This window comes from Pantanalinema rosaneae CENA516 (assembly GCF_050753385.1).
GTDB lineage: Bacteria > Cyanobacteriota > Cyanobacteriia > Leptolyngbyales > Leptolyngbyaceae > Pantanalinema > Pantanalinema rosaneae.
This window is the reverse complement of sequence record NZ_JBLZFZ010000020.1, coordinates 1-25,402: the sequence shown is the minus strand read 5'-3', so window position 1 is coordinate 25,402 and position 25,402 is coordinate 1. Positions and strand designations below refer to the sequence as shown.

Genomic DNA, 25,402 nt, shown 5'->3' with positions numbered 1-25,402 from the left:
CCTGAATCGGCTGGGATGCCAACGGCTATAATTCATTCTAAAAGTTTTATTTTAGACAGCTTAGTAAAAAAACTCTAACTCATTCTGGCAAGAGGTACTGTGTCTGAAACCCCGACTCTGGATAGATTAATCAAAAATGTGCGGGTGGTGCGCCCTCACCAAGCCTCCGTCGATCGCCTGGATATTGGGATTAAGGATGGTAAATTCAGCCAAATTGCCCCCGAAATCAGTCCTGATCAGGCAAAAGAGGTGATTGATGCTGAGAATCTCCTGGGGTTTCCGGGGATTGTGGATGCCCACATGCACATTGGCATTTATCAACCGTTAGCCCAGGACGCGATCGCGGAAAGTCAAGCGGCGGCAATGGGAGGAGTCACTACCAGTCTGAACTATATCCGCACCGGGCAGTATTACCTGAATAAAGGCGGCTCTTACCGAGAGTTCTTCCCAGAGGTGTTGGCATTATCCAACGGCAACTTTTATGTGGATTATGGCTATCACATTGCCCCGATCGCCCCTCAACACATCGATGAAATGCAATGGTTGTATGAGGAACATGGAGTCGCTTCGTTCAAAATCTTTATGTTCTACGGGGGATATGGGCTGCATGGGTTGTCTAATCAACAGAATCTCTTTCTGATGATCAACCCGGACGATCGCTATGATTTTGCCCATTTTGAATTCATCATGCGGAGTCTGTCGCAGTTGAGAGAACGGTATCCCGCCGCCCAAGACTCAATTAGCCTCAGTCTGCACTGTGAAATCGCTGATATTCTCAATGCCTACACCAAAATCGTGCAGCAAGACACGAGTCTTACAGGTTTGAATGCCTACAGTGCCGCTCGTCCACCCCACTCCGAAGGCTTAGCGATTTGTATTGCCTCCTACCTGGCGCATGAGACGAACTGTGGCAATATTAATTTGCTCCATCTCAGTTCCCGCAAAGCGGTCGAAGCGGCGTTGATGATGCAAGCCACCTTTCCTCACATCAACTTCAAGCGGGAAGTTACTGTCGGTCATCTGCTGCTGGATGTGGAAGCTCCTACGGGCAAATGGGCAAAAGTCAATCCCCCCATTCGACCCCGCGCCGATGTGGAGTATTTATGGAATGCCGTATTGCAAAACCAGATTGATTGGATTGTCAGTGATCACGCCTGTTGTGCTGCCGAGCAAAAAGCCAGCCGCAGCGATCCAGACAATATTTGGTTAGCTAAATCAGGCTTTGGCGGTACGGAATATTTGCTCTCAGGCGTAGTCAGCGAAGGCAGCAAACGGGGTATGTCCTACAACCAGATGGCAAGGCTACTATCTTGGAATCCGGCTCAACGGTTCGGTCTATGGCAAAAAGGTGACATTGCTGTGGGCTATGATGCGGATCTGGTACTCCTCGATCCCAATGAAACCTTCGTCGTTCGTGCCGCCGCATCCCTTTCGCAACAAGGCTACACCCCCTTTGAAGGCATGGAATTAACCGGACGGGTCAAGCACACCTTCCTCCGGGGCAATTTGATTTACGATCGCGGACAAATCATCGGCTCACCCCAGGGACAGTATGTGCGGCGATCGTAGGAATCTCAACGATAGTGATCAAACTCAGGTTTACTGAAACAGTTGAGAGATTGGGTATGAGAAGCCAGGTAACAGGGGACTGGTCACTTGATCAGGAGGAAACAGAGTATTGACTAACCGTAACAACGCTTGCGCTCGGCGATACACTTCCATCTGTTGTTTTTGCCAGTCAATCATCCAATATTCCTGCACTCCCCGTTCCGAATAAAGCTTTAGTTTCAGTTCTCGATCGCGTCGCTGATTTTCGTCTCCTAAAGAAAGCACTTCCACTATCAGTTCTGGAGCGCCCGTCAAATGTCCGGCAGCATCGAGTAGCACAGCTAACCGCTCTTGGCTGACCCAAACCACATCAGGAATCACATTGTCGGCATCCGTAAAGATCACACCGGGAGCCTGTACCGCTTCACCCAACCCCGTTGAAAAAGACCAGGTATCCAGGGCAGTACAAATGCGGGTGCTGGCTCTTTGGTGTCGCCAGTCGGGTGCTCTGGTCACAAGCAACTCTCCGTTAACGATTTCGTAGCGGTTGCCATTATCGGGAAACAATTCCAGATCTGCCGCTGTCCACCGAACTCTATCGATCGCACTCTGGCTCATCTGCTGCGCCTCCAGGAACTACTTCTATGCTACTACCTGGTTATTCTTAGCTTAGTCCTCGTCTACAAAATCTGAATGAACAACATCCTATGGCTGCTGACGTATGATGAGCTTAGGAACTTGCTGTAGCCATCTCAGTGCCATGTTTGCCCTCGTCTCTGCTGAAAAAACCCATCTTCCACCTGGCTCAGTGGTACGTTTACCTGCCACCTGGGAAGAGTACCAGGCTGTGAACCAGCAACGCGGCGACAGTTCTATTCCGCGCCTCAAATATCGCCACGGAGAGCTACTGTTAATGTCTCCATTGCCGCAACATGGCAAAGATGCCAGCCTAATTGCTGATGTGATCAAAACCTTACTTGATCATGCCGATCGGGAGTATGACTCCTTTACCCCGATTACGATGGAGCTACCGGAGGAAGGTGGTATCGAACCAGACTATTGTTTCTATATCGACAATTGGGAAGCGGTATTAGGTAAAAGGCGGATCAATTGGCGTACCGATCTGCCACCTGATCTAGCATTAGAAATTGACGTTACCAGCTATTCGGATGTCAATGATTATCTACCCTATCGAGTGCCAGAGATTTGGCTATTTAAGCGAGAGCAGCTTCGCGTCTATCAGCTTCAAGGAAATACCTACAACCTTTATACTCAAAGTCGATACTTTCCAGACATTGATCTCCAAGGGGTGATCGATCGCGGTCTGCAAATTGCCTACGATCGCAACACCAGTGCGGCTATACGTGACTTGAGGCAGCAGTTACGCAACAACGATGGTGCATAAAAAAATGAGCATACAAAACCTGCTCTCAGGATCGGCAACCTTTCACCCTAGATTTGCAACGGTCATGTTCTGAACAGCATGATTTGAGTGGTGAACTCAACGGGTCAACCTCAGAAGTCCAATTGTCGTGTTCCGAACGACATGATTTGAGTTCTGAACTGGAAGAGTGGGGTTCCGAACTCAAATGATCGCCCTCAAAGGTCAAATGGTCGTGTTCCGAACGGCATGATTCATGTTCTGAACTGCAACGATCGCCCTTAGAGGTCAAATTGTCCGGTTCTGAGCGGCAAAATAATCGAGTCACTCGTGGTGCAACCAGCGATCGCTCCTTCTAAAAAACATCTAAAAAACATCCCTTGAAATGGGTATGCTCCGGAATCGTCCTGTCAGAATGGGTATTACCGCTTAAAGCCTGCTGGGAGACTTTGCATGGAAGCCCGCATCCTAAACGATCGCTACAAACTTCAGAGAAGACTGAGCAAAAAAGGGGCACGACAGACACTACTCGCACAGGATCTGACGACGGGTGATGCCGTTGTCATTAAACTGCTGATGTTTGACGCGGCGTTTCAGTGGGAAGACCACAAGCTGTTTGAACGGGGCGCAGGAACCTTAAAATCCCTCTCCCACCCTAGCCTTCCCAAGTACCTGGACTATTTTGATGTGACGTTGCAGAAGGCTCAGGGGTTTGCCCAGGTGCAGAGCTACATTCCTGCCAAATCTCTAGAAGAACATCTGAAGGATGGACGCAGCTTCAGCGAATCGGACATTCAGCAAATTGCGAGAGAGTTGTTAAGCATCCTGATTTATCTGCACAGCCGCCAGCCTGCCATTATTCACCGCGATATCAAGCCCAGCAATATTCTGTTGGGCGATCGCTCTGGTAACTGTGTTGGCAACGTTTATTTGGTGGATTTCGACTCTGTGCAGGTGCATACCGAAGCCAAAGTCGGCAGTACGATGACGGTGGTCGGCACCTATGGCTATATGCCCCCCGAGCAGTTTGGTGGACAGGCATCTCCCGCCTCTGACTTGTATAGTTTGGGCGCAACCCTGATTTACATCGCCACTGGCAAACATCCGGCAGACCTGCCCCAGGAGAATTTCCAGATTCAGTTTGAGCCGTTCGTTAACCTCAATCCTCAACTGATCGACTGGTTGAAATGGCTGACTGACCCAGACTTAAAAAAACGCCCACATTCCGCAGAACAAGCACTTCAGGCTTTCAATCAACCCGACCTTCCGATCCCAGGAAGAAAAATGGGAGATGCGATCGCCAAACCCAAAGACAGCAAAGTAGTCCTGCGAAGCCATCCAACCGCCCTGGAAATCATTGCGACCTACTCACTCTCGGATTCGCTCAGCTTCATGCCCCTGGTTGCCACTGTTGGTTGCCTGATAGGCGCAATCCCACTCCTCATAGGAGTGCTGACGCTTCTGACCGGTCTCTTTACTCTGTTCTTCGGTCTACTGAGCCTCAATCTGGAAAGCATCATCAGTGGAATCGTCATCATCTGCCTATTTTCGTTGATTCCCCTATTCATCGGAGGCATGTTTATGGTTCCCTTACTGTTGTGTCTACCCAGACAGCGCCGTCTATATATTAATGCTTCAAAATTATCCCTAACCCGTAAATTTCTATTTCTGGGTAGCACGATGACAGCCGATCGCAAAGAGATCAAGCAGTTAGCCTGCCAAACCCTTCCCCAACAAGTCATCCTGGTTGCTCATCAACAAAAATTTATCATTCCCACCAGTAGTGTGAGGGAACTGGAATGGTTAGGGCAGGAATTAAGCCAGTGGCTGAAGTTGCCTGTGACCAAACTGTAATCTGGCGGATATTCGGGGGCAATGACCCAATTCCCCTCTGACTCAGATTTATCACCTAAATAGGCATCGACCTACAGCCTGCAAACTCAAAGCCGCTATTTCCCAGGCATTGATTTACAAGGGGTGATCGATCGCGGTCTGCAAATTGCCGACGATCGCAACACCAGTGAAGCTTGAACTAATTCATCGGAGATCCGCAGACTCATAGTGGGAAGTAGTAAGGCAGCCTGTTTTAAGTATAGCGATCGTCGCTTACCCAGGTTTCTTTGCTTCTGCTATCGCCTCTTACTCAGTCAATCGGGACAACGCATAGAATAAGGACAACTGAAGCACGATCGCCCGTCACACTCACCCCAGACATCATGATGCAAACCCTAACCCTGATCGGACAGATCGACACCAATGGTCATCTGCGGCTAGATGTACCCACGGCGTTACCTCCAGGTGAAGTTGAGTTAGTTTTGGTGATTAATCCAGCTGCACCCCAAACTACCTCATCTGCCAAATACGACTTCTCTAACTTGGTTGGTAAGCTGCAATGGCAAGGAGATGCAGTTGACACCCAGCGGGCATTAAGGAATGAGTGGTAATCGTTATCTCCTCGATACCAATGCTGTAATCGCCTTACTTCAGGGCAATCAGCAAGTATTGCAACTGCTCCAAAATCCTGATTGGATTGGGATTTCGATCATCAGTCAGCTTGAGTTCATGGCATTTACAGGCTTAACCGAAAGCGATCGCCAGCTATTTAACCAGTTTCTTCAGCAAGTAGAGGTAGTTGGATTGCAGTCTGAGCAAACTGATCTGATCGATCTAATCATTCAACTACGACAAACATATCGGCTGCCCTTGCCCGATGTTGTCATTGCCGCTACAGCGATTCAGGTCAATGCCAGATTGATAACTGCTGATAAACAGTTAAAGACGATTCAGGAATTGACAGTCGTGGATTTTATCCCTTAGCAGCGATCGCCTCCTAACAATTCTCCCCTAGTTGCTCACACGCACCAATACTGACCCAACTGGTAGAGCCATCCTGCCAGATCTCTTTTTTCCAGATTGGGGCTTGGTGTTTCAGAGTATCGATCGCATACTTACAAGCTGCAAACGCTTCGGTGCGATGGGGACAGCCAACAGCGACTAAGACACTAATTTCGCCAATTTGTAACTTGCCCGTCCGATGATGAATCACCACATGGGTAACATCAGTCCAGGTCTGGCGAATTTCCCTGGCAATCTGTTGAAAGACGCGGATCGCCATCGGTTCATAGGCTTGATACTCCAATGCCACCACCGATCGCCCTTCGGTATTGTTCCGTACCATGCCACTCATCACGACTACGGCACCATTGGCAGGGTCATCGGCTAAGGTGTAGACCTCTGCCAGGGACAAGGGAGCAAACGTAATCGCGAAATGATCCTCTGGATGGGGTTGACTGGTCGTTAAGATTGGGGCGTTGATGCCAACCGTCATAGTCAGGTGATGCCAGTAAGGGATGCCTCTCTATTGTGCCCGATCGAGCGGCTGCCAGGAGTGGGCTGCGATCGGAGTGTAGGATTCTAATCGAAAATTGTGCATTCTGAAATAGTGTCAGTCACTCAACTGTAGTGTGGCTGTCATTGGGGTGACATTCTCTCCTGCTACAACTTAAATTGCCTGCCGATCTCATATTTATCAGCCGCCATGCTTGAGGAAACCTTGTGCCCTAGTCAAGCCCCAGTTGAGCAGTGGATCACAAGTGTGATCTGGCTTGCAAGTTGGTTATTCAATCCTGTTGCGGTGGTTCTTTCGATACTGGTGCTGTTTGGCACACTCTGGCTCCTGATCCCGCGTCACCGCCGCTGGTTAACTCGCATTGCCACAGGGCTAGTGCTGGTTTACCTGCTGATCCTATCTCCCCCTGCCGTAGCGATCAGTAATCGTCTGCTCTTGAGCTTTGTACCCGCCGATTCTGGGCAACCCACCGATGCCATTGTCGTGTTAGGTCGGGGAGGTGGACTCCGACAATCCCGCGCTAATGTCGCCGCGCAACTCTGGCAGGATCATCGCGCCCCGTTAGTCTTTATCAGTGGTCGGTATGATGCCCCACCGATCGCACAGATGGTGGCAAAGCAAGGAGTCCCAACTACGGCGATCACCGGAGAATCATGTTCCGCGACTACCGAAGAGAATGCGTTATTGACAGCGGCAGCTTTAAAGCCACGGCAAGTTCACCAAATTGTTTTAGTGACCGATCCGCCCCATCTGCTGCGATCGACCCTGACCTTCCGGAGCTTGGGCTTTAAAGTGATTCCCCATGCCAGCCCTCTCCCCCCATTAGAATCTCCCCAACGGGCATCCCTGGTGTTTCGGGAGTATTTTGGCATTGTTGCCTACGGCTTACGGGGACGCTTCTTTGCCAGGGACTTGCCCACCACCGCCGCGATCGACCCATCACCGTTAAAAGGATGAGCCAGGTTGGGTCAAAAATTCGGCTTCCTCAGGAGTTGTCTCTCGTCCCAGAATCACATTGCGATGGGGAAAGCGTCCGAAGCGCTCAATCACCTCTAAATGCTTAAGGGCATAGGTATAAGCACTTTGAGTCACGGGGTTGTCTTGAAATGGGATAAACAGTTGCACCGATCGCTGCTGCATTGCTAACTCTTCACTGTGCATGAAGGGCAGATAGACAAACCAGCGTTGAATCAACGGTAAAGCCTGATCAAATCCCTGGGCGATCGCCTGGTCAGCGATCGTTAAAGCTGTGGTATCGGTGGCGAAGGATTGCGGTTGTCCGCGAAACAGATTCCGGGGGAACTGATCCAGCAACAGAATCAAGGCTAAACAACCTTCCGGCGTAGATTGCCAGTGATCCAGTTGCCCACTTGCCGCTTGCTGGTAATCGGTGAGAAATTGGGTTTGGATGGTGCGATCGAAGTCCGGATCTTTGCTAAACCAGACCTTACGATAGCCTCCAGTGGCGATCTCATCAGGATCATCAAACCAAAACTTGAGAATTTCTTCCACTTGCGACATAAAAATTTCCCCACTGCTGGCTGAAACGCTGGCTGTATCCTACCAGGTATCCCAACCGACGATGGGGAAAGTGAGTGATGCAGTGTCAGCGATCGGGGGCGTACCTCCAGAACCCTGACAGCTTGACCACTGAGGCTGACTAGGACATCGCTTGGATGATGTAGTCAAAGTAAGGAGAGGCTTCCGCCGCATCCGATTCGCTCAGCAGTTCCAAGGAAGCTGCCTTCAAGCACCGGATGGCTTCTGCCATCCCTGGAACCGGAACCCCCAGAGCGTTGTACATTTCCCGGGCACCAATAACACCGATGCTTTCGATCGGCTCCTTATCACCCGCCAGAATGCCATAGGTCACCAGGCGTAAATACCAGCCGTAGTCCCGCAGACACAGCGCCCGTTGCTTGTCTCCGTAGGCATTACCACCCGGAGAGATAAAGTCGGGACGCTTGCGCCACAGTTGCTTGCTGGCTTCCTGAACGATCTTTTTCTCATTTTCTGAAAGTGTGGCAGCGATGCGAGTCCGCTGTTCACCGGTCTTAAAGAAGTCTGCCATCGACTTCAGTTCGCCAATACTGGGATAGCGAAGCTCATCGTCGGCTTGAAGAATGACTTGGCTAACTACGCTCATATTTAATGCGGTATCTCAGGGTATCAGTGATAGTTTAACGACTCTGGGGACGCAAAGAAAAGCATGCATCGTTCAACAGCAGCCTTCGCCGTACAATCAAGAGCCTACCTTGTCCTCTGTACCCCAAAGTCAAAAGTTTTGTAACAGATCAACGATAATTGGTAAATTGCAGTGGCACGGGGTAATCTTCCTGCTTCAGGCGTTGGATCACAGTCTGTAGCTCGTCTTTCGACTTGGCACTCACCCGCACCGCATCGCCTTGAATCGACGCTTGAATTTTTTTAAATTCATCCCGAATCAGCTTGGAAATCTGCTTGGCGATCTCCTGACTAATTCCTTTTCGCAGAGTAATTTCCTGCCGCACCCGATTGCCACTGGCGGACTCAATTTTGCCGTAATCAAAGATCTTCAGCGATAAATTACGTTTGACCGCTTTGGTTTGTAACACTCCATGAATGGCATCCAGGGTGAACTCGCTATCGGTACTAATCGTAATTACTTCATCACCCAGATCAACCTCGGTTTTAGTGTCCTTGAGGTCATAGCGTGCCTGGATCTCCCGCTTGGTTTGATCGATCGCGTTCACAAGTTCCTGGCGATCGAAGTCGCTGACAATATCAAAGGAATAGGTTGCAGCCATAGAACAGAAATATTTACTGCCAAAGGTTCACGGACATTTCTCCAGAATACTGGCTCCGTGTCCCCTCTCATCATGCCGCAGACTTAAACATTCTTCACCCCAGTTCTGAAGGTAAGATCACCAACAACCAACTCCTTTAAGGCAGGCAGGCGATCGGGTATGGAACGGATTGGATTTATTGGACTGGGGATCATGGGACAGCCGATGGCGCGGAACATCATGCAGGCAGGCTATCCCCTGGTGGTATATAACCGCAGTCGTCCGGCAATGGAGGCGTTAGGAGCCGCCGGAGCCACGTTGGCAGAGTCCCCCAAAGCTGTTGCTGAACAGACCGATGTGGTAATCACCTGTGTTTCTGATTCTCCGGATGTGGAAGCCGTGGTGCTGGGAAGCAATGGCTTGATCGAAGGAGTGCGATCGGGCATGTTGTATATCGACATGTCCACGATCGCCCCGGCTACCTCGCGTCAGGTCTATACCGCCTTACAAGCTAAAGGAGTCGCTGCCCTCGATGCTCCCGTCTCTGGGGGGGATATCGGTGCCCAACAGGGAACCTTGTCGATTATGGTCGGAGGGGATGCCTCAGCCTTTCAACGAGCGCTCCCGATTCTGCAAACGATGGGCAAAAATATTGTGCATGTGGGTGAGGCGGGAGCCGGACAGGTGACGAAAGCCTGTAACCAAATTGTGGTGGCGTTAACTGTTCAGGCGGTGGCTGAAGCCCTGACCTTAGCCAAGAAATCTGGCGTTGATCCCGCCAAGGTACGGGAAGCATTACTGGGAGGATTTGCCCAAAGTCGGGTGCTGGATGTGCATGGACAACGGATGTTGGATGGGAATTTCCAGCCCGGATTTAAGTTAAATCTATTCCGCAAAGACATCAATATTGTGCTGCAAACCCTGCGAGAGCTGCAATTACCGTTATTTGGGACTAGCCAGGTTCCGGCGTTAATGGATGCGTTGTTAGCTCAGGGCAACGGCGAATTAGACTATATTTCGCTAGTCACCCTGTACGAATCTTTGGCAGGCTTGGAGTGAATCACTTAATCCCCAAATCTTTGCGGCTCGGCACATTAGGCTGGACGATCGCGGTCTACACCCTGATCCTATTTGTCTGTAGCAGCCTCAAACATGCCCTATTTCAATCCAATGCCTTAGATCTGGGCTGGTTTGATCAAGCGGTGTATCTGATCAGCCAGGGACAAGTCCCGATCGTCTCCTTCGGTGGCTTTCATGTTTTGGGCGACCATGCCGCCTGGATGCTCTATCCTCTGGCGCTACTGTATAAAATTTATCCGGCGGTGCATTGGTTACTCGCTGTCCAAGCGATCGCCTTATCCCTCGCCGCAATTCCCCTCTGGCATCTGGCACGACAAGCCGGACTGAAACCGACTGTTGCCACCGCGATCACGACCGCCTATCTCCTGTATCCCTTAGTTTTCAATATCAACTCATTCGACTTCCACCCCGAAGTGTTGGCAGTCCCCGCTTTATTCAGTGCTGTTTTAGCCGCTCGATCGGGCAAAATCGGCTGGTTTTGTGCGGCGATCGGAGTCGTTCTAGGATGCAAAGCCGTATTGTCACTAACGATCGTGGGGTTAGGTATTTGGCTATGGCTATTTGAAACCAGATCGGCTGAGGCTCCCATTCGATCGCGGACGCGGATCATGGGAGCGATCGCCCTGGTAACTGGCATCAGTTGGTTTCTGTTGGCAACCCAGGTAATCATTCCCTACTTTCGGGCAGATAAGGGTTCCCAGGTTTCCGCGATCGCGCATTATCAATACCTGGGCAGTTCGGTGACAGAAATTGCCAAAAATCTGGTGCTGCAACCGGGCTTAGTGCTGAGTCACTTGTTTACCCTGGCGAATTTAGAATACCTGGCATTACTGTTTATCCCGGTGCTGTGGGGCTTATCGTTTCGATATCTGACTCCTCTGATTGCCGCTCTCCCTGCTCTAGCATTGAACCTCCTCAGTACAATGTTTGCGGCTAAAAACCTGACCACACAATATTCCTTACCAATCCTGCCGTTTTTGTTTATAGCGATCGTGGCAGCTCTAGCCCATCAGCAAGGCTGGGTGCAACAACGACGGGGCATTATCCTCTGTGCCCTGGTAGGATTTTTGGCGTTAGCGAAATATAGTTACTTTGGCACCCTTTACTTAAGAGGCTTAGATACCTGGCAAGCGACCCGCACCGCGTTAAGCCAAATTCCCGCCCAGGGCAGGGTGCTCACTGTCTCCCAAATTGCTCCCCATCTAACCCATCGCCCGATCGTCAAACTAGCCGTTACCGGGTCACAATCCCGTGATTTAGCCGAATTCGATTATGTATTACTGAATGCTCGACATCCCGGTTGGGCAAGCGATCGTGCCACAATCACACAAATTGTCGATCGGTTAACCCAAGATTCTACCTTCCAAGCAACCTATCAGCAGGATGAAGTCTATTTATTTACCCGCAAAGCTTGATTGAGTCGGCAATCCATCAGGATTCTAGTTAAAAGGATGCTTTAAACCATCCCACCGATTCGGTTTTCGATACTATCAATGCAGTCAACCATAGAGTCGATGCATTTAAAGATAGAAACGACGCAGTCAAAAATAGAAACGATGCCATTCGCCACTGCATTGATTCAATTAATTTTCAGGATCTACGGATACGTGATGCCGCCACCAGGCATTTTCGCAGCAACGATACCGAGTTATGGCTTGTCAACTTTGAGAATTAACCTAACACTGTATTCGTTGGCTCTGTTAGCAACATGAATCAAGATGTCTTGTCTGTGTGCTTGATTGACCATGCAATACCGCGATCGAAAAATTAATTGGTTCGACCATCGATCGGGAATCTTCACTTTAGGATAGTTTCATTGACCAGCCCAAAGGAACTTTAGTTTACATCCCACTAATAGCCAAAGCTATATACGATTCAAATCAGCAGTGGCAGACAACTTTGAGCTTAGCCCCGATCAATGGCTATCAATCGTCCGCTACATTTGAATTGTTAGCCTGTGCCGTTGGAACGATTTCCTGATTATTTCGCATCACTCTAATCAAGAATCGTAGTGCCTCATTAACAGCATCAGCACTAGGAAATATCTCTGCGACATCAGGTTCTAACCGTACTGTGGCTCCACCAAAACTTTTCCTTCCAGGACCTAACCTTCTGACTCGGAGGCTTGTCAAGTCATACTCTGTCCGTAAATCATCTTCCATTTCTGATTTATCCATCTTCATAAGATTCTAGGACAAAACCATTTCCCGCTTAAGAGGAACGATATTTCTCCTTGACCAACACTACGGAGTGAAACGAATTTCATTAGAAACTACTTTTGTAACAGCATCACAACTTTCTCGAGGTGCAACAAATGCAACAATTCTATATGTCTGCTTTGTTATGTCACCATCATCTACACCACCTGTTATTTCTGAATCTGACAGACGGAGGGGCTTAAATTCACCTGCTTCTATAGGAGCAAATCCACCATCATTTTTGCAGGGCGTACAATTCACCTTTTCCTTTGAAGGTGTAACAAATACCTTACGCTTTGTGATAAATGTTAAATATCTAGTTGGTTGCCACTCACCACCACGCTTCACTTCAAAGTTGCCAACACAATTAGCGGTCGTATATAAGGGGTTTCCTGAATTGTTTACGTAGTATCCTCTAACAGATTCGCCCCTTCTATAAACTATTTTTTCCAATTTGATTTCTAGTCCCAAGAATGATCCATCTAGATTGTCCGATTTGTTGTTAGTTTCATATAACGGTCTGCAACCTAACATTAAGAAGGTAATGAGAACTGCAACTATACTTTTCATTATCATACTCTTGTAACTCACAACCTAACTACATTCTAGAGATTCTTAGTGAAAAAATTTCTAATGACTACCTCGATTAATTGACTGATCACCTTAGAGAAACTTTGTCGGTTAAGTCCAGGCTTTCGGGGTGTTATCCATCAGAATATAATGGGGTAATTACCTGCCAGCGATGGTATTTATGGTGAGTCTAGGGGCGATCGCGCTCTAGAGAAGTTAAAAAATGTATCTAAAGTTACAAATTCTATTTCCTTTCCGCAGGGTTATCTACAATTGGTATCAAGAGCTACGGTTTTGCTCATGCCGATTGATACTGATCTAGATTGGGAAGAAGCCTACACTTATCGACCCGGAACGATCGTCGAACTCAACTCGCAACCGGGGGAGTGTGACACGATCGCCGCCTACGATCCGATGATGGTGCCGCCGATCTGGTTAACCCATGATCCGCGTCCTCGCTATCCCTACGAATTGCGGGTAATCAAGCCGTCTGAATCAGTGATAGAGCCAGATCAGGACGATCGCGAGTTAACTCTTGCCGCCACCCATCAGAAACAACAGCGCCATTCGTACCGCTACCCCGCTTGTCACTTGTTGTGAAATCAAGCTGAACTGCGGATCGTCCATTAAATCCGAACTAATTTCGACACCGCGATTGACGGGACCCGGATGTAATACCTTCACATCCGGTTTGCATAACTTCAAGCGATCGCGAGTAATACCAAATTGTTGATGATATTCCCGCAAACTTGGCAACAGATGGTTCGTCATCCGTTCTCGCTGTAGCCGCAACGTCATGACAAAATCCGCATCCTGCAAGGCAGGCTCTAATTGCCAATGCAAAAACAACTTGCGGGTTAATTTCCTAACCTCCCCATCTGCCTGACCTCCCCCATCTCCTTCACCCGCCTTTACATACGCCTCAAACAACTTCGGCAACAACGTCGGCGGTGCGGCTAGATGCACTTCAGCGCCACTGGTGGTCAAACTCCAGATATTAGAACGCGCCACCCGCGAATGCAGAATATCCCCAACGATCGCGATCTTCTTCCCTTGCAGTAGCGACAACCGGGGTTGTTCGGGATCAATCAGAGTGCAGATCGTAAATAAATCCAGCAGCGCTTGCGAGGGATGTTCATGTTGTCCATCTCCGGCATTCAGAACGCCGACCTTCACCCCCAGGCGATCCATTTCTTCCGCGATCGCTTGGGGCACACCCGCCTCCCGATGCCGGATCACCATCATGTCTGTGCCCATAGCCAGGTAGGTTTTAGCGGTGTCCAGAATCGTTTCTCCCTTGGTGAGGGAAGAGGTTCCTGGCGCAAAGTTAAGAATATCGGCAGATAGACGTTTTGCCGCCAGTTCAAAGCTACTGCGGGTGCGGGTGGATGATTCAAAAAACAGATTGGTCACCACCTGACCCTGTAACGTAGGCACTTTCTTCGTCCGCCGAGACAACACTTCCCGAAAACTATTAGCAGTTTGCAGAATCGCATCGTACTCGGCAGGAACGAAATCAGCCAGAGACAGAATATGGCGGCGTGTCCAGGTAAAGGTCATACAGTAAGGATTGCAGATTTATTCAGGTGTAATTTTGCGTAGGGGCGTGGCATTCGGTCACAAGTCCTTACTATTAACCCAGAAACCTCTGCCGAATGCCGCGCCCGTACAATTCCTAAGTAGATCAGGTCGGTAGGTTCAGCAGATTTAAGCTGAGCGTAATCAGAGACAGGAACAGAATAAAACCGATCGTATCTAGCATTGTAGTCACTAAGGGCCCACTGACTAAAGCTGGATCGAGTTTCAGCCGCTTTAACCCCATGGGTAACAGGGTTCCCAGTGTCACCGCGACTAAGGTATTGGTTGCCATGACAGCGCCAGCGATCAAAGATACCCAACGTTCTTCCGGCTTAGTCCAAATTAAGGACAAGACGACCATTGTCGTACCTAATGCCAGTGCCGTTCCCATTCCTGCCAGCACCTCTTTTTTCAAGATCTTTAAGGTATCTTGGGAAGTCACTTCACCAACGCCTAGAGATCGGATAGTCACCGTGAGCGATTGAATCCCAACGGTTCCCCCCGTGTTAGAAAACAACGGCATGATCACCGCTAATACGGGCACCATCGCGATCGTTTTTTGGAACGGCGCGATCGCACTGGAAGCGCCAATATACAACGCCATAATCCCCAGTAACCAGGGCAACCGATTCCGCAGCTTGGTGAGTGGATGCGACAACGACGACTCATCGCCACCCGATACCCCGGCAATTCTTTGGATATCCTCGGTGGCTTCTTCTTCCAAAATGTCCACCACATCATCAATCGTGACAATGCCCACCAGCCGATCTTCACGATCGACCACGGGCACTGCCAACAAGTCATAGCGCTTCATTAATTGCGCCACTTCTTCCTGGGGGGTTTCGGTGTACACCTTGAGGACGCGATCGCTGGCAATATCGCCAATCAAAGCTTCTGGCAACGAAAACAGCAATTGCCGCAAGGATACAACCTGCTTCAGCTTGCGATTATTGTCAGTGACATAGGCGTAGTAAATCGTTTCCTTGTCTTCGTCATTTAACCGAATTTTGCTCAGGGCTTCGGCCACCGTTAAACCCTGTTGCAGCCGCACATACTCGGTGGTCATCACCCGACCAGCCGTACCTTCGGCATATCCCAGGATGGTGGAAGTTGCCTGCCGTTCTACCGGACTTAATCCCTGAATTAATCGCCGCACGACTCCGGCTGGGAGTTCATCAAACAACTCGGCGCGATCGTCCGGTCGCATCGACTCAATAATCTGACAGATCTGACTATCGTGTAGAGCCCCAATCAGTTCTTCCCGCACCTCCGGTGGCAGGTACTCAAACACATCTGTCGCATGATCTTTATTTAATAGCCGAAACGCGATCGCCCGCCGTTCCGGTGGCAAATCTACAATATAGTCACCTACGTCTACCGCCGGTAAATGGCTCAGTTCAAACTTCAGCCGATTCAAGTCAGCGATCGCCGACAGTGAAGTACGTCCTTCCTGGGTTAGCATCTTGTTTCTCCTCAATCTCCCCCGCGCTGGGAGGTTAAGGCTCACCAAGCTAGGGGAGGATGGTACTGTGGGGTAATGGACTGGTGTCCATGAAATTTGCAGAATTCAACATCGGTATCGGCTGGCAATACCGCTAGGACTATGCTATCGCTTGCAGGCTGAATTCACAATCGGTCTGAGGTAAAGATCGATACCCAAATATTCCTTTTTAATGGAATTATTCGCTTGTAGTGGTGTAGATACGAGTAGTAAATATCGCTCGATTGCAATTTCATCCGTAATTTCAGGCGATCGCTCAGCCTTTGTATACCTGATTTCCAACTCTGAAGAATGGCGCAATAGCAAAATCCCTCTCCCCAAGCTGTTACTGTGTACACACAAGTCGAGTCTGACTTCGTTTAAATTCTCTACGCCCCCTAAATCCCCCAATTCTGGGGGACTTTGAACACCGAGTTCCCCCCAGAATTGGGGGGCTAGGGGGGCAGAATGCAGAAGCTTAAGGTCGTTGAGGAGATGTGTGTACACAGTAGCCCCAAGTTGGGAAAAGGGATCTGGAGTTACCGCAGAGAAGCAGCGATCGCGGTCTTTAGATCACCCCACGCAGGCGCACTTGATTCCCGGAGATTTCCGCTTCCCTCAACTGTAATGTCTCCAGTTCTCGGTTGATTTCCTGCCACAGGGTTGCCTCGGAAATGCCAAGTTGTTGAGCGATATCGGCGACGCTCAAGCTCAAGTTGCCCACCTGGATTCGCAAACTATGATCAAATTGCAGTTGTCCATCTACTACGGCAGGCGTTCCTTCAATCCCCACATATACTTGTCGTTGAGCCAACACAGGAAAGGTTTTGAGCAGGGTAGCAACGAGATTCTGTTCGTTAGAATCTAAGGCTTCCGTGGGAATGTTTGCCAGGTTAATCACTGCACCACTCTTAATCTGTCCATTGCGAATGGTAGTGTTAACTGAACGAATCGCTTCAGTCAGACGAGTATAGTTAGCCAAGCGATCGACTTCTACCGCCGCTAGAGCATTCACATCCTGTTCGGTCAAGTAAATCTCCTGCGTACCATCTGCATAGGACTGAACCGCCGCCATCTTATCCGCCACAGTGCGTCTGGCTTGGGCGATCGCATCCGGATCATGGAGATCAATGACAAGAGGGTTAATCATGTCTTGCTGATACCAGTCTGGCAGTGCCGTTGCTTGCCGCCAGAAGTAGTAGGGAATCCCGATCGTGCCGATGACAGCCAGTGCTAGCATCCACCCGATGCGTTTGATGATCTTGTTCATACTTACGGCTCTGGAACACAACAACGATGATTGGTGAGACTACAAGGTTACTTCAGGGATTCCGGACAGGGTAAATTGGGGCTTTTAATACCGTTAATTTGGTTAATTGCCGCGATCGCTTGTTCGTTCGATCGACTGAAAGATTGCAACTCAGCAGCATCCCAGGCATTAGCTACATATTGGCGATCGGACTCCGCCCAGTTGGGGTCTAATAACAGCACAATGTCATCACTACAGATCTGTTGGTTATCTTCGTTGTAAACCAGTTCCAGGTGAAAGTGATAGACCAACGCGGTATAGAGGATAAGTTCCGGAGCGCGGTGGTTGACAAAAAGCTGACCGGACGGTGCTGCCAGGGTGAAGGTGAAGCGATCGACATCGTTGCAGTCCACACATTGAGACACTTTGACCGTTTCTGTCTGGATCGGTTGTCCCCCTTCGGAGTGCTGAGGGGTATGGGTTAGCCCTGGTTTTAACCGCGCCTCTGAAGGCAACGAGACATTATAGTTATAACTGGGGTTGACCTGCCGACTGCGACTCCGTACCATTTCTGGTGCCGCACAGGGAGCCGCCAATGCCACATCGAACATGCTATCTTCTAAAACCGGAATAATCCAACTGTTCAATGTCCAGACGTGGTGAAACTGGAAGTTAGCGGCTTTGAGAAATGCCACTTGATTGCCGATATTGCGAACTTTTAGATCGATGATAGGTTTGGCGGCGGTCCCCTCCAATGCCACATCCACAATCCGGATTTGGGAATGGTTGGGCATCGCTGTCGTCGTCGGTTGCATGATGCGATAGCCCGCTTTAGTTAGCCATTCTGCCACTTCCCGCCAATCCTTCAGAGTGTTCAGCGATCGCTCAGTCAACACCTCCACATACCGATATAGTCCACGGGACAAATCGACTCGTAATCCCCGAGGTTCTCGCTTCAACTCAACCGCCAGTTCATTCGGGCCATAACCACACAGTAGCCCCTGCAAACACGAGATTTCGAGCGGCGTTAAGGGTTTCGCTTTGCCCGTCAGTTGGTGCTTGGCGATCGCCAGATCCCGATATAGCGTATCAAGATGCCATTCGGCGGCGGCTTGGGGAAAGGAGGCAGTTGTCTGTGGCATGGCTTCAGTCCGTCAGGTTAGCCAATATCCTAACAAAACTCCTAATCGTGGTTAGGTGATAGCCAATCAGTGATCCGGTTAGGGTAGGTGCATCAGGAATCGAGTAATTCATCAATGAAATTCCTTACACACCTTTGGGAACAGCTTATGCCACGCACTTCTGCCATGCCACCCCCACAACCGACCCGTCAAGTTGGCGGCTTGTATGTTCAGGTCGATGGTGAACCGCAAGCCTTTCCACTCACCCATACCGAAGTTGCTGCTAACATCGCCGGGAACCTGTCGCGGGTCGAAGTTACCCAAACCTTTACCAATCCCTTTACCAAACCATTGGAAGCCGTATATGTGTTTCCCTTACCGGATCAGGCGGCTGTGGATGATATGGAGATCCGAATTGGCGATCGCACCATTAAAGGCAATATCAAGAAACGCGAGGAAGCCCAACAGATTTACGAACAAGCCAAACGGGAAGGACGGACGGCGGGATTATTAGAGCAAGAACGGGACAATATATTTACCCAATCTTTAGCCAATATCTGTCCAGGTGAGCAGATTGATGTCACGATTCGGTACACCGACTCCCTCAAGTTTGAAGCCGGGAATTACGAGTTTGTGTTTCCGATGGTTGTTGGCCCTCGTTATATTCCAGGCACAGCGATCGCAGACACCCAGGATACCGATCGCGTCCCAGATGCCTCTCGAATTTCACCCCCCGTATTACTGCCTGAGACTCGTTCTGGACATGATATTGGCGTTACGGTTGAAATTAATGCCGGAGTACCCATTACTTCAGTAGAATCCACTTCCCATAAACTGAAGATTGAATATGGTGATTCAGTCGTAAAAATACAATTAGCGGGTGGAGATACAATCCCTAATAAAGATCTGATCCTACGCTATCAAGTCGCAGGTGAGCATACCCAGGCGACGGTATTACAGCAGACCGACGATCGGGGTGGACATTTTGCCCTGTACCTGATTCCCGCCGTAGACTATCAACCAAATCAGATTGTGGCGAAAGACTTAGTGTTTCTGATGGACTCATCGGGTTCCCAAGCAGGTGATCCGATCGCGAAATCCAAAGAACTGATGCGGCGATTCATCAACGGCTTAAATCCCGATGACACTTTTACTATCATCAACTTTGCCGATTCGGTTGAATATCTATCGCACATACCCTTAACCAATACCGCCACTAACCGATCCAAGGCATTGCGTTACATTGAACAACTACAAGCCTGCGGTTGCACTGAAATGCTGGATGGGATTCAAGCGGTGATGAATGTCCCTGCCGCTCCTGCCGGACGAATTCGCAGCTTGGTGATTCTGACCGATGGTTACATTGGCAATGAGACAGAAATTTTGGCAAAAGTGCAGCAGGATTTACCAACTGGGAACCGCTTCTATAGCTTTGGTGTGGGTAGTTCGGTCAATCGCTTTTTACTGGAACGGTTAGCGGAAGTTGGTCGTGGCATCTGTCGAGTTGTGCGTCAGGATGAACCCACTAAAGCCGTTGCAGAGAAATTCTTCCAACAGATCAACAATCCTGTACTAACTAATATTCAAGCCACCTGGATAGGCAATGGTGATGCTCCGGTAATTTATCCAGCCAATCCACCAGATTTGTTTGCCGCCCAACCCCTAGTTTTGTTTGGACGAAAGCTCGATCGCCAACCGGGAACCCTACAAATTACCGGGACAACCGCAGGAGGAGACATTTATCAACAACAATTTGATCTCACCTTTGACACGGCAGGTCATCCAGCAGTGGCGCAACTCTGGGGGCGATCGCGGATTAAAGAATTGATGAATCAAATGTTTCAAATGGAAACCAAACAAGGAGTGACAGAGGTTACAGAAACGGCATTAACTTATCAATTGCTCTCGCAATATACGGCATTTGTTGCGGTGAGTGATGATGTGCGCGTTGATCCGAATGCACCATCGATCACGGTATCCGTACCCGTAGAAATGCCAGAAGGCGTGAGTTACGAAGGAGTATTTGGATCTGGAGCGATCGCCGGGGCAGCACCAAAGGCAGTCAGGCAAATATCTATGTCCCCGGCTCGCAAACGATCCCAAGCTCCCGCATCTCCTCCCGCAGCCAGTCATCGGCAGGCAGTCTATTCTCCCTATTTCCCTGCCTCGGCTCCCGATGCAGCAGATTTAGCAGAGTTGATGCTGGCAATGGATACAGACTGTATGAGTAGCCCCGATTCGTTAATCATCCAGGTAATCAGGGCTGAGGGTCTAGATGAAGCCGAGATCGCAAATCTCACTCAACATCTCCAAAGCCTGCGATTTGAGCCTGGTTTCAGTGGCTTAATCGTGTTTGAATTCACGGTCAAACAAGGACGGGTACTGAAGTTAGTTGTAGATGAGCAAGCCTCTACACTACAGGATGTTGATGTGATTCAGGCGATCAAGCGATCGTTGCTGACCTGGGTAGTACCGCGATCGCTTTCCGGTCAAGTGATTCTAACCCTGCAAGTGCGATCGTAATCATCAGTCTCCCAACTTAATCCCAGCATACCTGGTAGCCATGCCAGGTTTTTTCATGCGATCGTACCGTCTAATCATCTTGGCGGAGTCGCCGCGATCGATCTAACAAATTAGTTAATGATTCGATTTGTTGGGTTAAGGCTTGTTCACGGGTAACAACTGCCCGCACCATCATTTGAAATACCCGAGCTAATTGACTCAACTCGTTCTCTCCCTTCGCCACTTTATCCAAACGTCTTCCCGCTTCCCGCTCTGCTTCTTCCGGCGTAATATCTTGCTGGATAATGCGCTGGGCTAACTGTGCCATTGGATAAATTGGCTGGACGACCGTTTTTTGGAGTAAGCGATTGAGGATCACCAACACTAACGCAAAGATACCGCTAAAAATTCCCAGTCCCAGGAGTAGTTGTCTCCTGTAGATTGCCATCACCATGTCGGCAGGGACATAAATCATCTGGGCGGCAATCACTTCACCCAGTTTCCAACCAAAGCCATTTTCAGCCCCGTAGGTTTTAATCAGACTTGGGGGAGCCGCGCTGGGCACACTGTGACAGACTAAACAGCTTTGATTCGTCACGGCTAACGGACGCGCCAAGTAAAATAAATCGCCGCCAGTGGTTCGTTCCCGAAATCCCTGAACCTCCGTTAACTTAGCATCCAGGCGAAACTTTCTTACTACCTTAGTCTCAAATTCATCTGCCCGATCGAGCGGATTAGTTGGGTTTAGGGTTGCTTCTTTATACAGAAAATCCTCATAGTTACCGCGCTTCCGCATATCCTCGAACACTACCCGCGCCGAATACGCTGGCACTGTCTCTGCAATAAACTCTGGCTGTGACTCTTGGAGAGTGTCCAGTTGAGGTTGCACATTATTGCTGGTGTAAAAACGGACGGCATTCATGGTTTCCAGCATCAGTTTTGCCTGGTCGGCAACCAATTTCTCTGCTTGTTGCTGCGCGGTATGAGATAAAACAAAGCCACTTGCTAACATGCCAGCAATAAAAATGACACTGATGATTAATGTAAATTTAACTCCGAGTTTCAATTTTTGCAGCACACTACCATCCCCTTTTTAGATATTGAATTTAATCGATCGCTGATTGAAGTAGAAATTCTAAATCGCGTTGCACTTGGCGATCGTCAGTACAATCAGTCACAATCCCGCGAGGACACTGACCTGGAACTCTCACTCCCCTCCTTGACTCAAACCAACCCGACTCTGGAGTATCTAATGTCATGCCGGGTTCAAAGGGCACTAGATGAATTAAGTAACCAATCCAATGCACAGGCTGATGGTGAATCGAGAGTTGCCCAGACTTGATTGCCGCCGCGATCGAAGGCGCATCAGGAACATCTTCATCCTCTAGCCTCGTGACTATCCATGTGGGTAGTGGTTCCCCAGGGTGATCTTGCTGGAACCAGGACAACAGTTTGGGGACGGACAGATCTTTACAGAAATCGCTCAGCCAGACTGCCCCATTCATACTATGCAAATAGGTGTAGAAACTTACCTGATAACTACCGGGAGGTACAGTAATTTCCTTAACATATTCCGTTTCCCCCTGATCCTGCCATGCCGCTAAACAGTCTGGATCAAAGCCACCACTAATCAGAATTCTGCCATCCGTGGTGTTAATCCGCCACTGAATTCTACCCACCCATTCAGCCGCTTCAGTCTCCGTTAAGGATTCATTCGCAACAATCCGGATCACACTATAGTCATCACCTTCTATGCCAATTAAGCAAACGGAAAAGTTTTGAACAAATTGGTCGTCTTGGGTGCGATCGTCCTGAATAATCTGGTCTACAGCCTCAGCCGCCACCACACTCCAACTTCCAGCATCATTAACAATATAAACATCCCGTCGCATAGGGCAGTTCCTAATTGAGGCTAAATCGAGTTCGGTGTACGAATATTTTTATTCGGCAGCAATTTTCTTTGTTCTCAATGAATCACAAGGTGAATGAAACGACGATCTAGCATCATCCTTTATAGCACTCCTACCCTCAGGTTTAAGAATAGCCATGTAATATTCTTTACCTTTAGATGAAGTTGCCCGAATCCCAATAAAATTGGCAGTTTAAAGTAGCCGCTCAGCAAAATCTCTTCAATCAATCAGAGATTTGACCAATTTTTCAATGAAATTCTGATTCCAGGGTGATAGATCTTGAGCTAATTGAGTCGCTGCGTGTGCCAGATGGGGTTGTTGCGCTTGTGCCAGCAGCAGATTTTCCCAGGTTGGCTTAGTCATGATGTGCGCCACTCCCAACGATGCCAACGCATATCCAGTCAACTGTTGTTCCACATGGCGCGGCAAAATCAATTGCGGTACGCCTGACAGTAAACAGGCGATCGTCGTCGTTAATCCCCCATGATGAATTGCCCAGTTCGTTTGCGGCAACATCTCCTCCAGGGGCTTGAACTCACATCGGGGGTGCAACGTTTCGCGAATCAAAGTATAGGCAGAGTATTTTTGTTCTAAATACGCCCATGTTCCAGACTTAGCCGCTGTATTTCCAGGTGGCAACGGGGCAATATGCACACTGACATACTGGGGATTGGTGCGCCAAGCATAGTAACAATCCAATTGCGGCAGACTAAAGATAAAACTGCGATCGCCATTCAATGCTTGTCCTAACGGCACATCCAACCCTGTCACCGCTCGCACTGTTTCACTCACCTGTGCCTGTCGTTGTGCCGACTCCAATGGGGCTGGAAACCGAAACTGGGGAAACTCTTCCACAGGCGGTGGTACGGCAAAGTGACTCCCGATGACGATCGTCTGAACTCGACCTCTAGCCGCCAACACTAACCCCGGTGCATGATCCGTAATAATCAAATCGGGTTGTACGGTAGTCAGAATCTCCTGCCATGCCGCTAAATGCTGACGGAGTAAGGTGAGCTGGTCAAACCCGAAGGTTGCCAGAATATCCGCAAAGGTGTAAGACTCCGTCCGACCGGAAAAGGGCAGTCGGGGCGCTAGTAACCGTTGCCAGGAAAATTCCATTCCTTTCAGGGCATAGGACTTGAGGGCAAAGATCGGTACACACCCATAACTCTGAAGGGACTGGGCGATCGCGGTTAATCGTTGAATATGCCCCTGTCCGGCTCCCAGTTCCCAACCCAGCAATACTTTCATGGCAACAGTACGATCGTGAGTACCCTCAATGTGCCCGAATGTATCTCAGAAGTATCTGAAACCAACATTTCGCAAAGTGGTATGACATACACTAGCAAGCCGCGATCGGGCTATGTCAGAATTGAGGGCAAATCATCGCTCCCACCAAACAAAAACAATCTGATGCTGGGTGCAACTCTAATCGATCGCTATCACATCTTGCGTCACCTGAGTCGTGGGGGATTTGGGCAGACGTATGTTGCAGAAGATTTACATTTACCCGGTAAGCCGCTCTGTGTCGTCAAGCAGCTTAAACCGAAGGAAAGCGATCGAGTCAGTTTAGAGATGGCGCGGCGGTTCTTTGACCAGGAAGCTGAAGTTCTCTATAAACTAGGCACTCACGACCAAATTCCTGAACTGCTGGCACACTTTGAGGAAAATCAAGAATTTTATTTAGTTCAGGACTATATTGATGGCGATGATCTTAGCCATGAGATTACGTCGGGCAAACGCTGGAGCGAGCCACAGGTGATCGATCTATTGCGAGAGCTCCTGGAAATCCTGGTGTTTGTCCATCAACATAATGTTATCCACCGCGACATCAAACCCGAAAATCTAATCCGACGTAAAGCCGATCAAAAACTTTTCCTGATCGATTTTGGTGCTGTAAAGCAGTTACGGGTACAAACCGTTGATGCCCAGGGACACACCAGCTACACCGTGATGATTGGCTCACAGGGCTACATGCCCAATGAACAACTGGCAGGTAAACCGCGACTGAGTAGTGATATCTATGCCGTCGGCATCATCGGCATTCAGGCTTTGACGGGCTTAAGCATCAGTCAACTGAAGGAAGATGCCCAAACCGGGGAACTATTATGGCGGGATATGGCTCAGGTCAGTTCCCAGTTCGCGGAAATTCTGGAAAGAATGGTGCGGTATGATTTCCGGCAACGCTATCCATCCGCCAATGCGGCACTACAAGCGCTGACTGCCTGTACCACGGCTACCCCCACCGTCACGATCGCCCCCAAAACAACGATCGTCCCCAAAACCACCGCGATCGCCGTTCCGAAATCCCCACCCCCTCGAGCGGTCGCCCCTCCAGCCTCCGGCAATGCAGAACTATCCCATCTGGAACTGCCTCCCGTCCACCCCTTCGACACCCCCAGCCCCTCCGCCAGAATCATCCTACAAGTAGTGTTGTTTTGTTTGGGCATGGCGATCGTCTTTAGTTTGGCAACCTTAAACCGCCCCACTAAAGTCCGTCAGGCAACCCCAACCCCCAGTCCCTCTGCCACGATCGCTCCCGACTCCACCGCTCCCCCCGATCCGACGCAATCTCCGTCACCTCAACCCGTTGCCCCACAGTCCCCCGTTGCGTCACCCACCACCATTGCTCCCGTCACCCCCCTACCTACCCTGTCTCTTATACACATCT

The 25,402-nt window shown here is 49.5% G+C and carries 24 protein-coding genes; 11 read left to right on the top strand and 13 right to left on the bottom strand.

Annotated features, from left to right (window positions below; translation table 11 throughout):
* Window positions 1-99: 99 nt before the first annotated feature.
* Window positions 100-1,569 (top strand): dihydroorotase, encoded by a 1,470-nt coding sequence (locus tag ACN4EK_RS13610; protein ID WP_431658454.1) that lies wholly within the window; start codon window positions 100-102, stop codon window positions 1,567-1,569.
* A 30-nt stretch (window positions 1,570-1,599) separates the two neighbouring features.
* Here the strand turns inward: ACN4EK_RS13610 and ACN4EK_RS13605 are convergent, their stop codons facing one another.
* Window positions 1,600-2,166: a Uma2 family endonuclease gene (locus ACN4EK_RS13605; protein ID WP_431658453.1), complete on the bottom strand. Its 567-nt coding sequence runs from the start codon at window positions 2,164-2,166 to the stop codon at window positions 1,600-1,602.
* Window positions 2,167-2,269: 103 nt separating this feature from the next.
* Here ACN4EK_RS13605 and ACN4EK_RS13600 point away from each other — a divergent pair, with 103 nt between their 5' ends.
* The 4 genes from ACN4EK_RS13600 to ACN4EK_RS13585 all read left to right on the top strand — a co-directional run bounded on the left by ACN4EK_RS13600 (window position 2,270) and on the right by ACN4EK_RS13585 (window position 5,746).
* Window positions 2,270-2,953, top strand: a complete 684-nt coding sequence (locus tag ACN4EK_RS13600) for a Uma2 family endonuclease (RefSeq protein ID WP_431658451.1) — start codon at window positions 2,270-2,272, stop codon at window positions 2,951-2,953.
* A gap of 429 nt (window positions 2,954-3,382) precedes the next feature.
* Complete coding sequence (locus tag ACN4EK_RS13595; protein ID WP_431658450.1) at window positions 3,383-4,783, top strand: serine/threonine protein kinase; 1,401 nt, start codon at window positions 3,383-3,385, stop codon at window positions 4,781-4,783.
* Between the two features lie 362 nt (window positions 4,784-5,145).
* Window positions 5,146-5,373, top strand: coding sequence for a hypothetical protein (locus ACN4EK_RS13590; protein WP_431658449.1), 228 nt, complete (start codon window positions 5,146-5,148; stop codon window positions 5,371-5,373).
* A complete protein-coding gene (locus tag ACN4EK_RS13585) occupies window positions 5,363-5,746 on the top strand; it encodes a type II toxin-antitoxin system VapC family toxin (RefSeq protein WP_431658448.1) in 384 nt (127 codons plus the stop codon). Before ACN4EK_RS13590 ends, ACN4EK_RS13585 begins: the two co-directional genes overlap by 11 nt.
* A gap of 13 nt (window positions 5,747-5,759) precedes the next feature.
* Here ACN4EK_RS13585 and ACN4EK_RS13580 read toward each other — a convergent pair whose 3' ends face one another.
* Complete coding sequence (locus ACN4EK_RS13580; RefSeq protein ID WP_431658447.1) at window positions 5,760-6,257, bottom strand: molybdenum cofactor biosynthesis protein MoaE; 498 nt, start codon at window positions 6,255-6,257, stop codon at window positions 5,760-5,762.
* Between the two features lie 306 nt (window positions 6,258-6,563).
* Between ACN4EK_RS13580 and ACN4EK_RS13575 the strand changes: the two genes are divergently transcribed.
* Window positions 6,564-7,235 (top strand): YdcF family protein, encoded by a 672-nt coding sequence (locus ACN4EK_RS13575; protein WP_431658446.1) that lies wholly within the window; start codon window positions 6,564-6,566, stop codon window positions 7,233-7,235.
* On the opposite strand, the gene ACN4EK_RS13570 is transcribed toward ACN4EK_RS13575, so the two are convergent.
* The 3 genes from ACN4EK_RS13570 to ACN4EK_RS13560 form a co-directional block, all read right to left on the bottom strand.
* Window positions 7,224-7,799, bottom strand: a complete 576-nt coding sequence (locus ACN4EK_RS13570; RefSeq protein ID WP_431658445.1) for a DUF924 family protein — start codon at window positions 7,797-7,799, stop codon at window positions 7,224-7,226. The two genes, ACN4EK_RS13575 and ACN4EK_RS13570, sit on opposite strands and share 12 nt — an antisense overlap.
* A gap of 139 nt (window positions 7,800-7,938) precedes the next feature.
* On the bottom strand, window positions 7,939-8,424 hold the full coding sequence (apcD, locus tag ACN4EK_RS13565; RefSeq protein ID WP_431658444.1) for an allophycocyanin subunit alpha-B: 486 nt from the start codon (window positions 8,422-8,424) through the stop codon (window positions 7,939-7,941).
* A gap of 148 nt (window positions 8,425-8,572) precedes the next feature.
* The gene (locus ACN4EK_RS13560; protein WP_431658443.1) at window positions 8,573-9,064 is read right to left on the bottom strand and encodes a YajQ family cyclic di-GMP-binding protein; all 492 of its coding nucleotides are present in this window, start codon (window positions 9,062-9,064) and stop codon (window positions 8,573-8,575) included.
* Between the two features lie 105 nt (window positions 9,065-9,169).
* Between ACN4EK_RS13560 and ACN4EK_RS13555 the strand changes: the two genes are divergently transcribed.
* A complete protein-coding gene (locus ACN4EK_RS13555) occupies window positions 9,170-10,102 on the top strand; it encodes a 2-hydroxy-3-oxopropionate reductase (RefSeq protein ID WP_431658552.1) in 933 nt (310 codons plus the stop codon).
* Window positions 10,099-11,538 carry a DUF2079 domain-containing protein gene (locus tag ACN4EK_RS13550; protein ID WP_431658442.1) on the top strand — a complete coding sequence of 480 codons (1,440 nt, stop codon included), beginning with the start codon at window positions 10,099-10,101 and terminating at the stop codon, window positions 11,536-11,538. Before ACN4EK_RS13555 ends, ACN4EK_RS13550 begins: the two co-directional genes overlap by 4 nt.
* An 828-nt stretch (window positions 11,539-12,366) precedes the next feature.
* On the opposite strand, the gene ACN4EK_RS13545 is transcribed toward ACN4EK_RS13550, so the two are convergent.
* The gene (locus ACN4EK_RS13545) at window positions 12,367-12,891 is read right to left on the bottom strand and encodes a hypothetical protein (protein WP_431658441.1); all 525 of its coding nucleotides are present in this window, start codon (window positions 12,889-12,891) and stop codon (window positions 12,367-12,369) included.
* A gap of 300 nt (window positions 12,892-13,191) precedes the next feature.
* Here ACN4EK_RS13545 and ACN4EK_RS13540 point away from each other — a divergent pair, with 300 nt between their 5' ends.
* Window positions 13,192-13,491, top strand: a complete 300-nt coding sequence (locus ACN4EK_RS13540; protein WP_431658440.1) for a hypothetical protein — start codon at window positions 13,192-13,194, stop codon at window positions 13,489-13,491.
* Here the strand turns inward: ACN4EK_RS13540 and ACN4EK_RS13535 are convergent.
* The 4 genes from ACN4EK_RS13535 to ACN4EK_RS13520 all read right to left on the bottom strand — a co-directional run bounded on the left by ACN4EK_RS13535 (window position 13,420) and on the right by ACN4EK_RS13520 (window position 18,340).
* Complete coding sequence (locus tag ACN4EK_RS13535; protein WP_431658438.1) at window positions 13,420-14,451, bottom strand: aspartate carbamoyltransferase catalytic subunit; 1,032 nt, start codon at window positions 14,449-14,451, stop codon at window positions 13,420-13,422. The two genes, ACN4EK_RS13540 and ACN4EK_RS13535, sit on opposite strands and share 72 nt — an antisense overlap.
* A 124-nt stretch (window positions 14,452-14,575) precedes the next feature.
* A complete protein-coding gene (gene mgtE / locus ACN4EK_RS13530) occupies window positions 14,576-15,931 on the bottom strand; it encodes a magnesium transporter (RefSeq protein ID WP_431658437.1) in 1,356 nt (451 codons plus the stop codon).
* Between the two features lie 586 nt (window positions 15,932-16,517).
* Entirely contained in the window at window positions 16,518-17,219 is a 702-nt protein-coding gene (locus ACN4EK_RS13525) for a hypothetical protein (RefSeq protein ID WP_431658436.1), read from the bottom strand.
* Between the two features lie 47 nt (window positions 17,220-17,266).
* A complete protein-coding gene (locus ACN4EK_RS13520) occupies window positions 17,267-18,340 on the bottom strand; it encodes a hypothetical protein (RefSeq protein ID WP_431658435.1) in 1,074 nt (357 codons plus the stop codon).
* 147 nt (window positions 18,341-18,487) lie between these two features.
* On the opposite strand from ACN4EK_RS13520, the gene ACN4EK_RS13515 reads away from it, so the two are divergent.
* Complete coding sequence (locus ACN4EK_RS13515; RefSeq protein ID WP_431658434.1) at window positions 18,488-20,842, top strand: VIT domain-containing protein; 2,355 nt, start codon at window positions 18,488-18,490, stop codon at window positions 20,840-20,842.
* A gap of 70 nt (window positions 20,843-20,912) precedes the next feature.
* On the opposite strand, the gene ACN4EK_RS13510 is transcribed toward ACN4EK_RS13515, so the two are convergent.
* The 3 genes from ACN4EK_RS13510 to ACN4EK_RS13500 form a co-directional block, all read right to left on the bottom strand.
* A complete protein-coding gene (locus tag ACN4EK_RS13510; RefSeq protein ID WP_431658433.1) occupies window positions 20,913-21,899 on the bottom strand; it encodes a Tll0287-like domain-containing protein in 987 nt (328 codons plus the stop codon).
* A 28-nt stretch (window positions 21,900-21,927) separates the two neighbouring features.
* Window positions 21,928-22,713, bottom strand: a complete 786-nt coding sequence (locus tag ACN4EK_RS13505) for a hypothetical protein (RefSeq protein WP_431658432.1) — start codon at window positions 22,711-22,713, stop codon at window positions 21,928-21,930.
* Between the two features lie 237 nt (window positions 22,714-22,950).
* Complete coding sequence (locus ACN4EK_RS13500) at window positions 22,951-23,982, bottom strand: glycosyltransferase (protein ID WP_431658430.1); 1,032 nt, start codon at window positions 23,980-23,982, stop codon at window positions 22,951-22,953.
* 81 nt (window positions 23,983-24,063) lie between these two features.
* Between ACN4EK_RS13500 and ACN4EK_RS13495 the strand changes: the two genes are divergently transcribed.
* Window positions 24,064-25,402: protein kinase domain-containing protein (locus ACN4EK_RS13495; RefSeq protein ID WP_431658429.1), on the top strand; the 1,339-nt coding region annotated here is incomplete at its 3' end.

What these genes read in the sequence shown, in the direction of transcription:
- ACN4EK_RS13605 (WP_431658453.1), bottom strand. Translation starts at nt 2,166, where the DNA reads ATGAGCCAGAGTGCGATCGATAGAGTTCGGTGGACAGCGGCAGATCTG.
- ACN4EK_RS13600 (WP_431658451.1), top strand. Translation starts at nt 2,270, where the DNA reads ATGATGAGCTTAGGAACTTGCTGTAGCCATCTCAGTGCCATGTTTGCC.
- ACN4EK_RS13595 (WP_431658450.1), top strand. Translation starts at nt 3,383, where the DNA reads ATGGAAGCCCGCATCCTAAACGATCGCTACAAACTTCAGAGAAGACTG.
- ACN4EK_RS13590 (WP_431658449.1), top strand. Translation starts at nt 5,146, where the DNA reads ATGATGCAAACCCTAACCCTGATCGGACAGATCGACACCAATGGTCAT.
- ACN4EK_RS13585 (WP_431658448.1), top strand. Translation starts at nt 5,363, where the DNA reads ATGAGTGGTAATCGTTATCTCCTCGATACCAATGCTGTAATCGCCTTA.
- ACN4EK_RS13580 (WP_431658447.1), bottom strand. Translation starts at nt 6,257, where the DNA reads ATGACGGTTGGCATCAACGCCCCAATCTTAACGACCAGTCAACCCCAT.
- ACN4EK_RS13570 (WP_431658445.1), bottom strand. Translation starts at nt 7,799, where the DNA reads ATGTCGCAAGTGGAAGAAATTCTCAAGTTTTGGTTTGATGATCCTGAT.
- apcD (WP_431658444.1), bottom strand. Translation starts at nt 8,424, where the DNA reads ATGAGCGTAGTTAGCCAAGTCATTCTTCAAGCCGACGATGAGCTTCGC.
- ACN4EK_RS13560 (WP_431658443.1), bottom strand. Translation starts at nt 9,064, where the DNA reads ATGGCTGCAACCTATTCCTTTGATATTGTCAGCGACTTCGATCGCCAG.
- ACN4EK_RS13545 (WP_431658441.1), bottom strand. Translation starts at nt 12,891, where the DNA reads ATGAAAAGTATAGTTGCAGTTCTCATTACCTTCTTAATGTTAGGTTGC.
- ACN4EK_RS13540 (WP_431658440.1), top strand. Translation starts at nt 13,192, where the DNA reads ATGCCGATTGATACTGATCTAGATTGGGAAGAAGCCTACACTTATCGA.
- ACN4EK_RS13535 (WP_431658438.1), bottom strand. Translation starts at nt 14,451, where the DNA reads ATGACCTTTACCTGGACACGCCGCCATATTCTGTCTCTGGCTGATTTC.
- mgtE (WP_431658437.1), bottom strand. Translation starts at nt 15,931, where the DNA reads ATGCTAACCCAGGAAGGACGTACTTCACTGTCGGCGATCGCTGACTTG.
- ACN4EK_RS13525 (WP_431658436.1), bottom strand. Translation starts at nt 17,219, where the DNA reads ATGAACAAGATCATCAAACGCATCGGGTGGATGCTAGCACTGGCTGTC.
- ACN4EK_RS13520 (WP_431658435.1), bottom strand. Translation starts at nt 18,340, where the DNA reads ATGCCACAGACAACTGCCTCCTTTCCCCAAGCCGCCGCCGAATGGCAT.
- ACN4EK_RS13515 (WP_431658434.1), top strand. Translation starts at nt 18,488, where the DNA reads ATGCCACGCACTTCTGCCATGCCACCCCCACAACCGACCCGTCAAGTT.
- ACN4EK_RS13505 (WP_431658432.1), bottom strand. Translation starts at nt 22,713, where the DNA reads ATGCGACGGGATGTTTATATTGTTAATGATGCTGGAAGTTGGAGTGTG.
- ACN4EK_RS13500 (WP_431658430.1), bottom strand. Translation starts at nt 23,982, where the DNA reads ATGAAAGTATTGCTGGGTTGGGAACTGGGAGCCGGACAGGGGCATATT.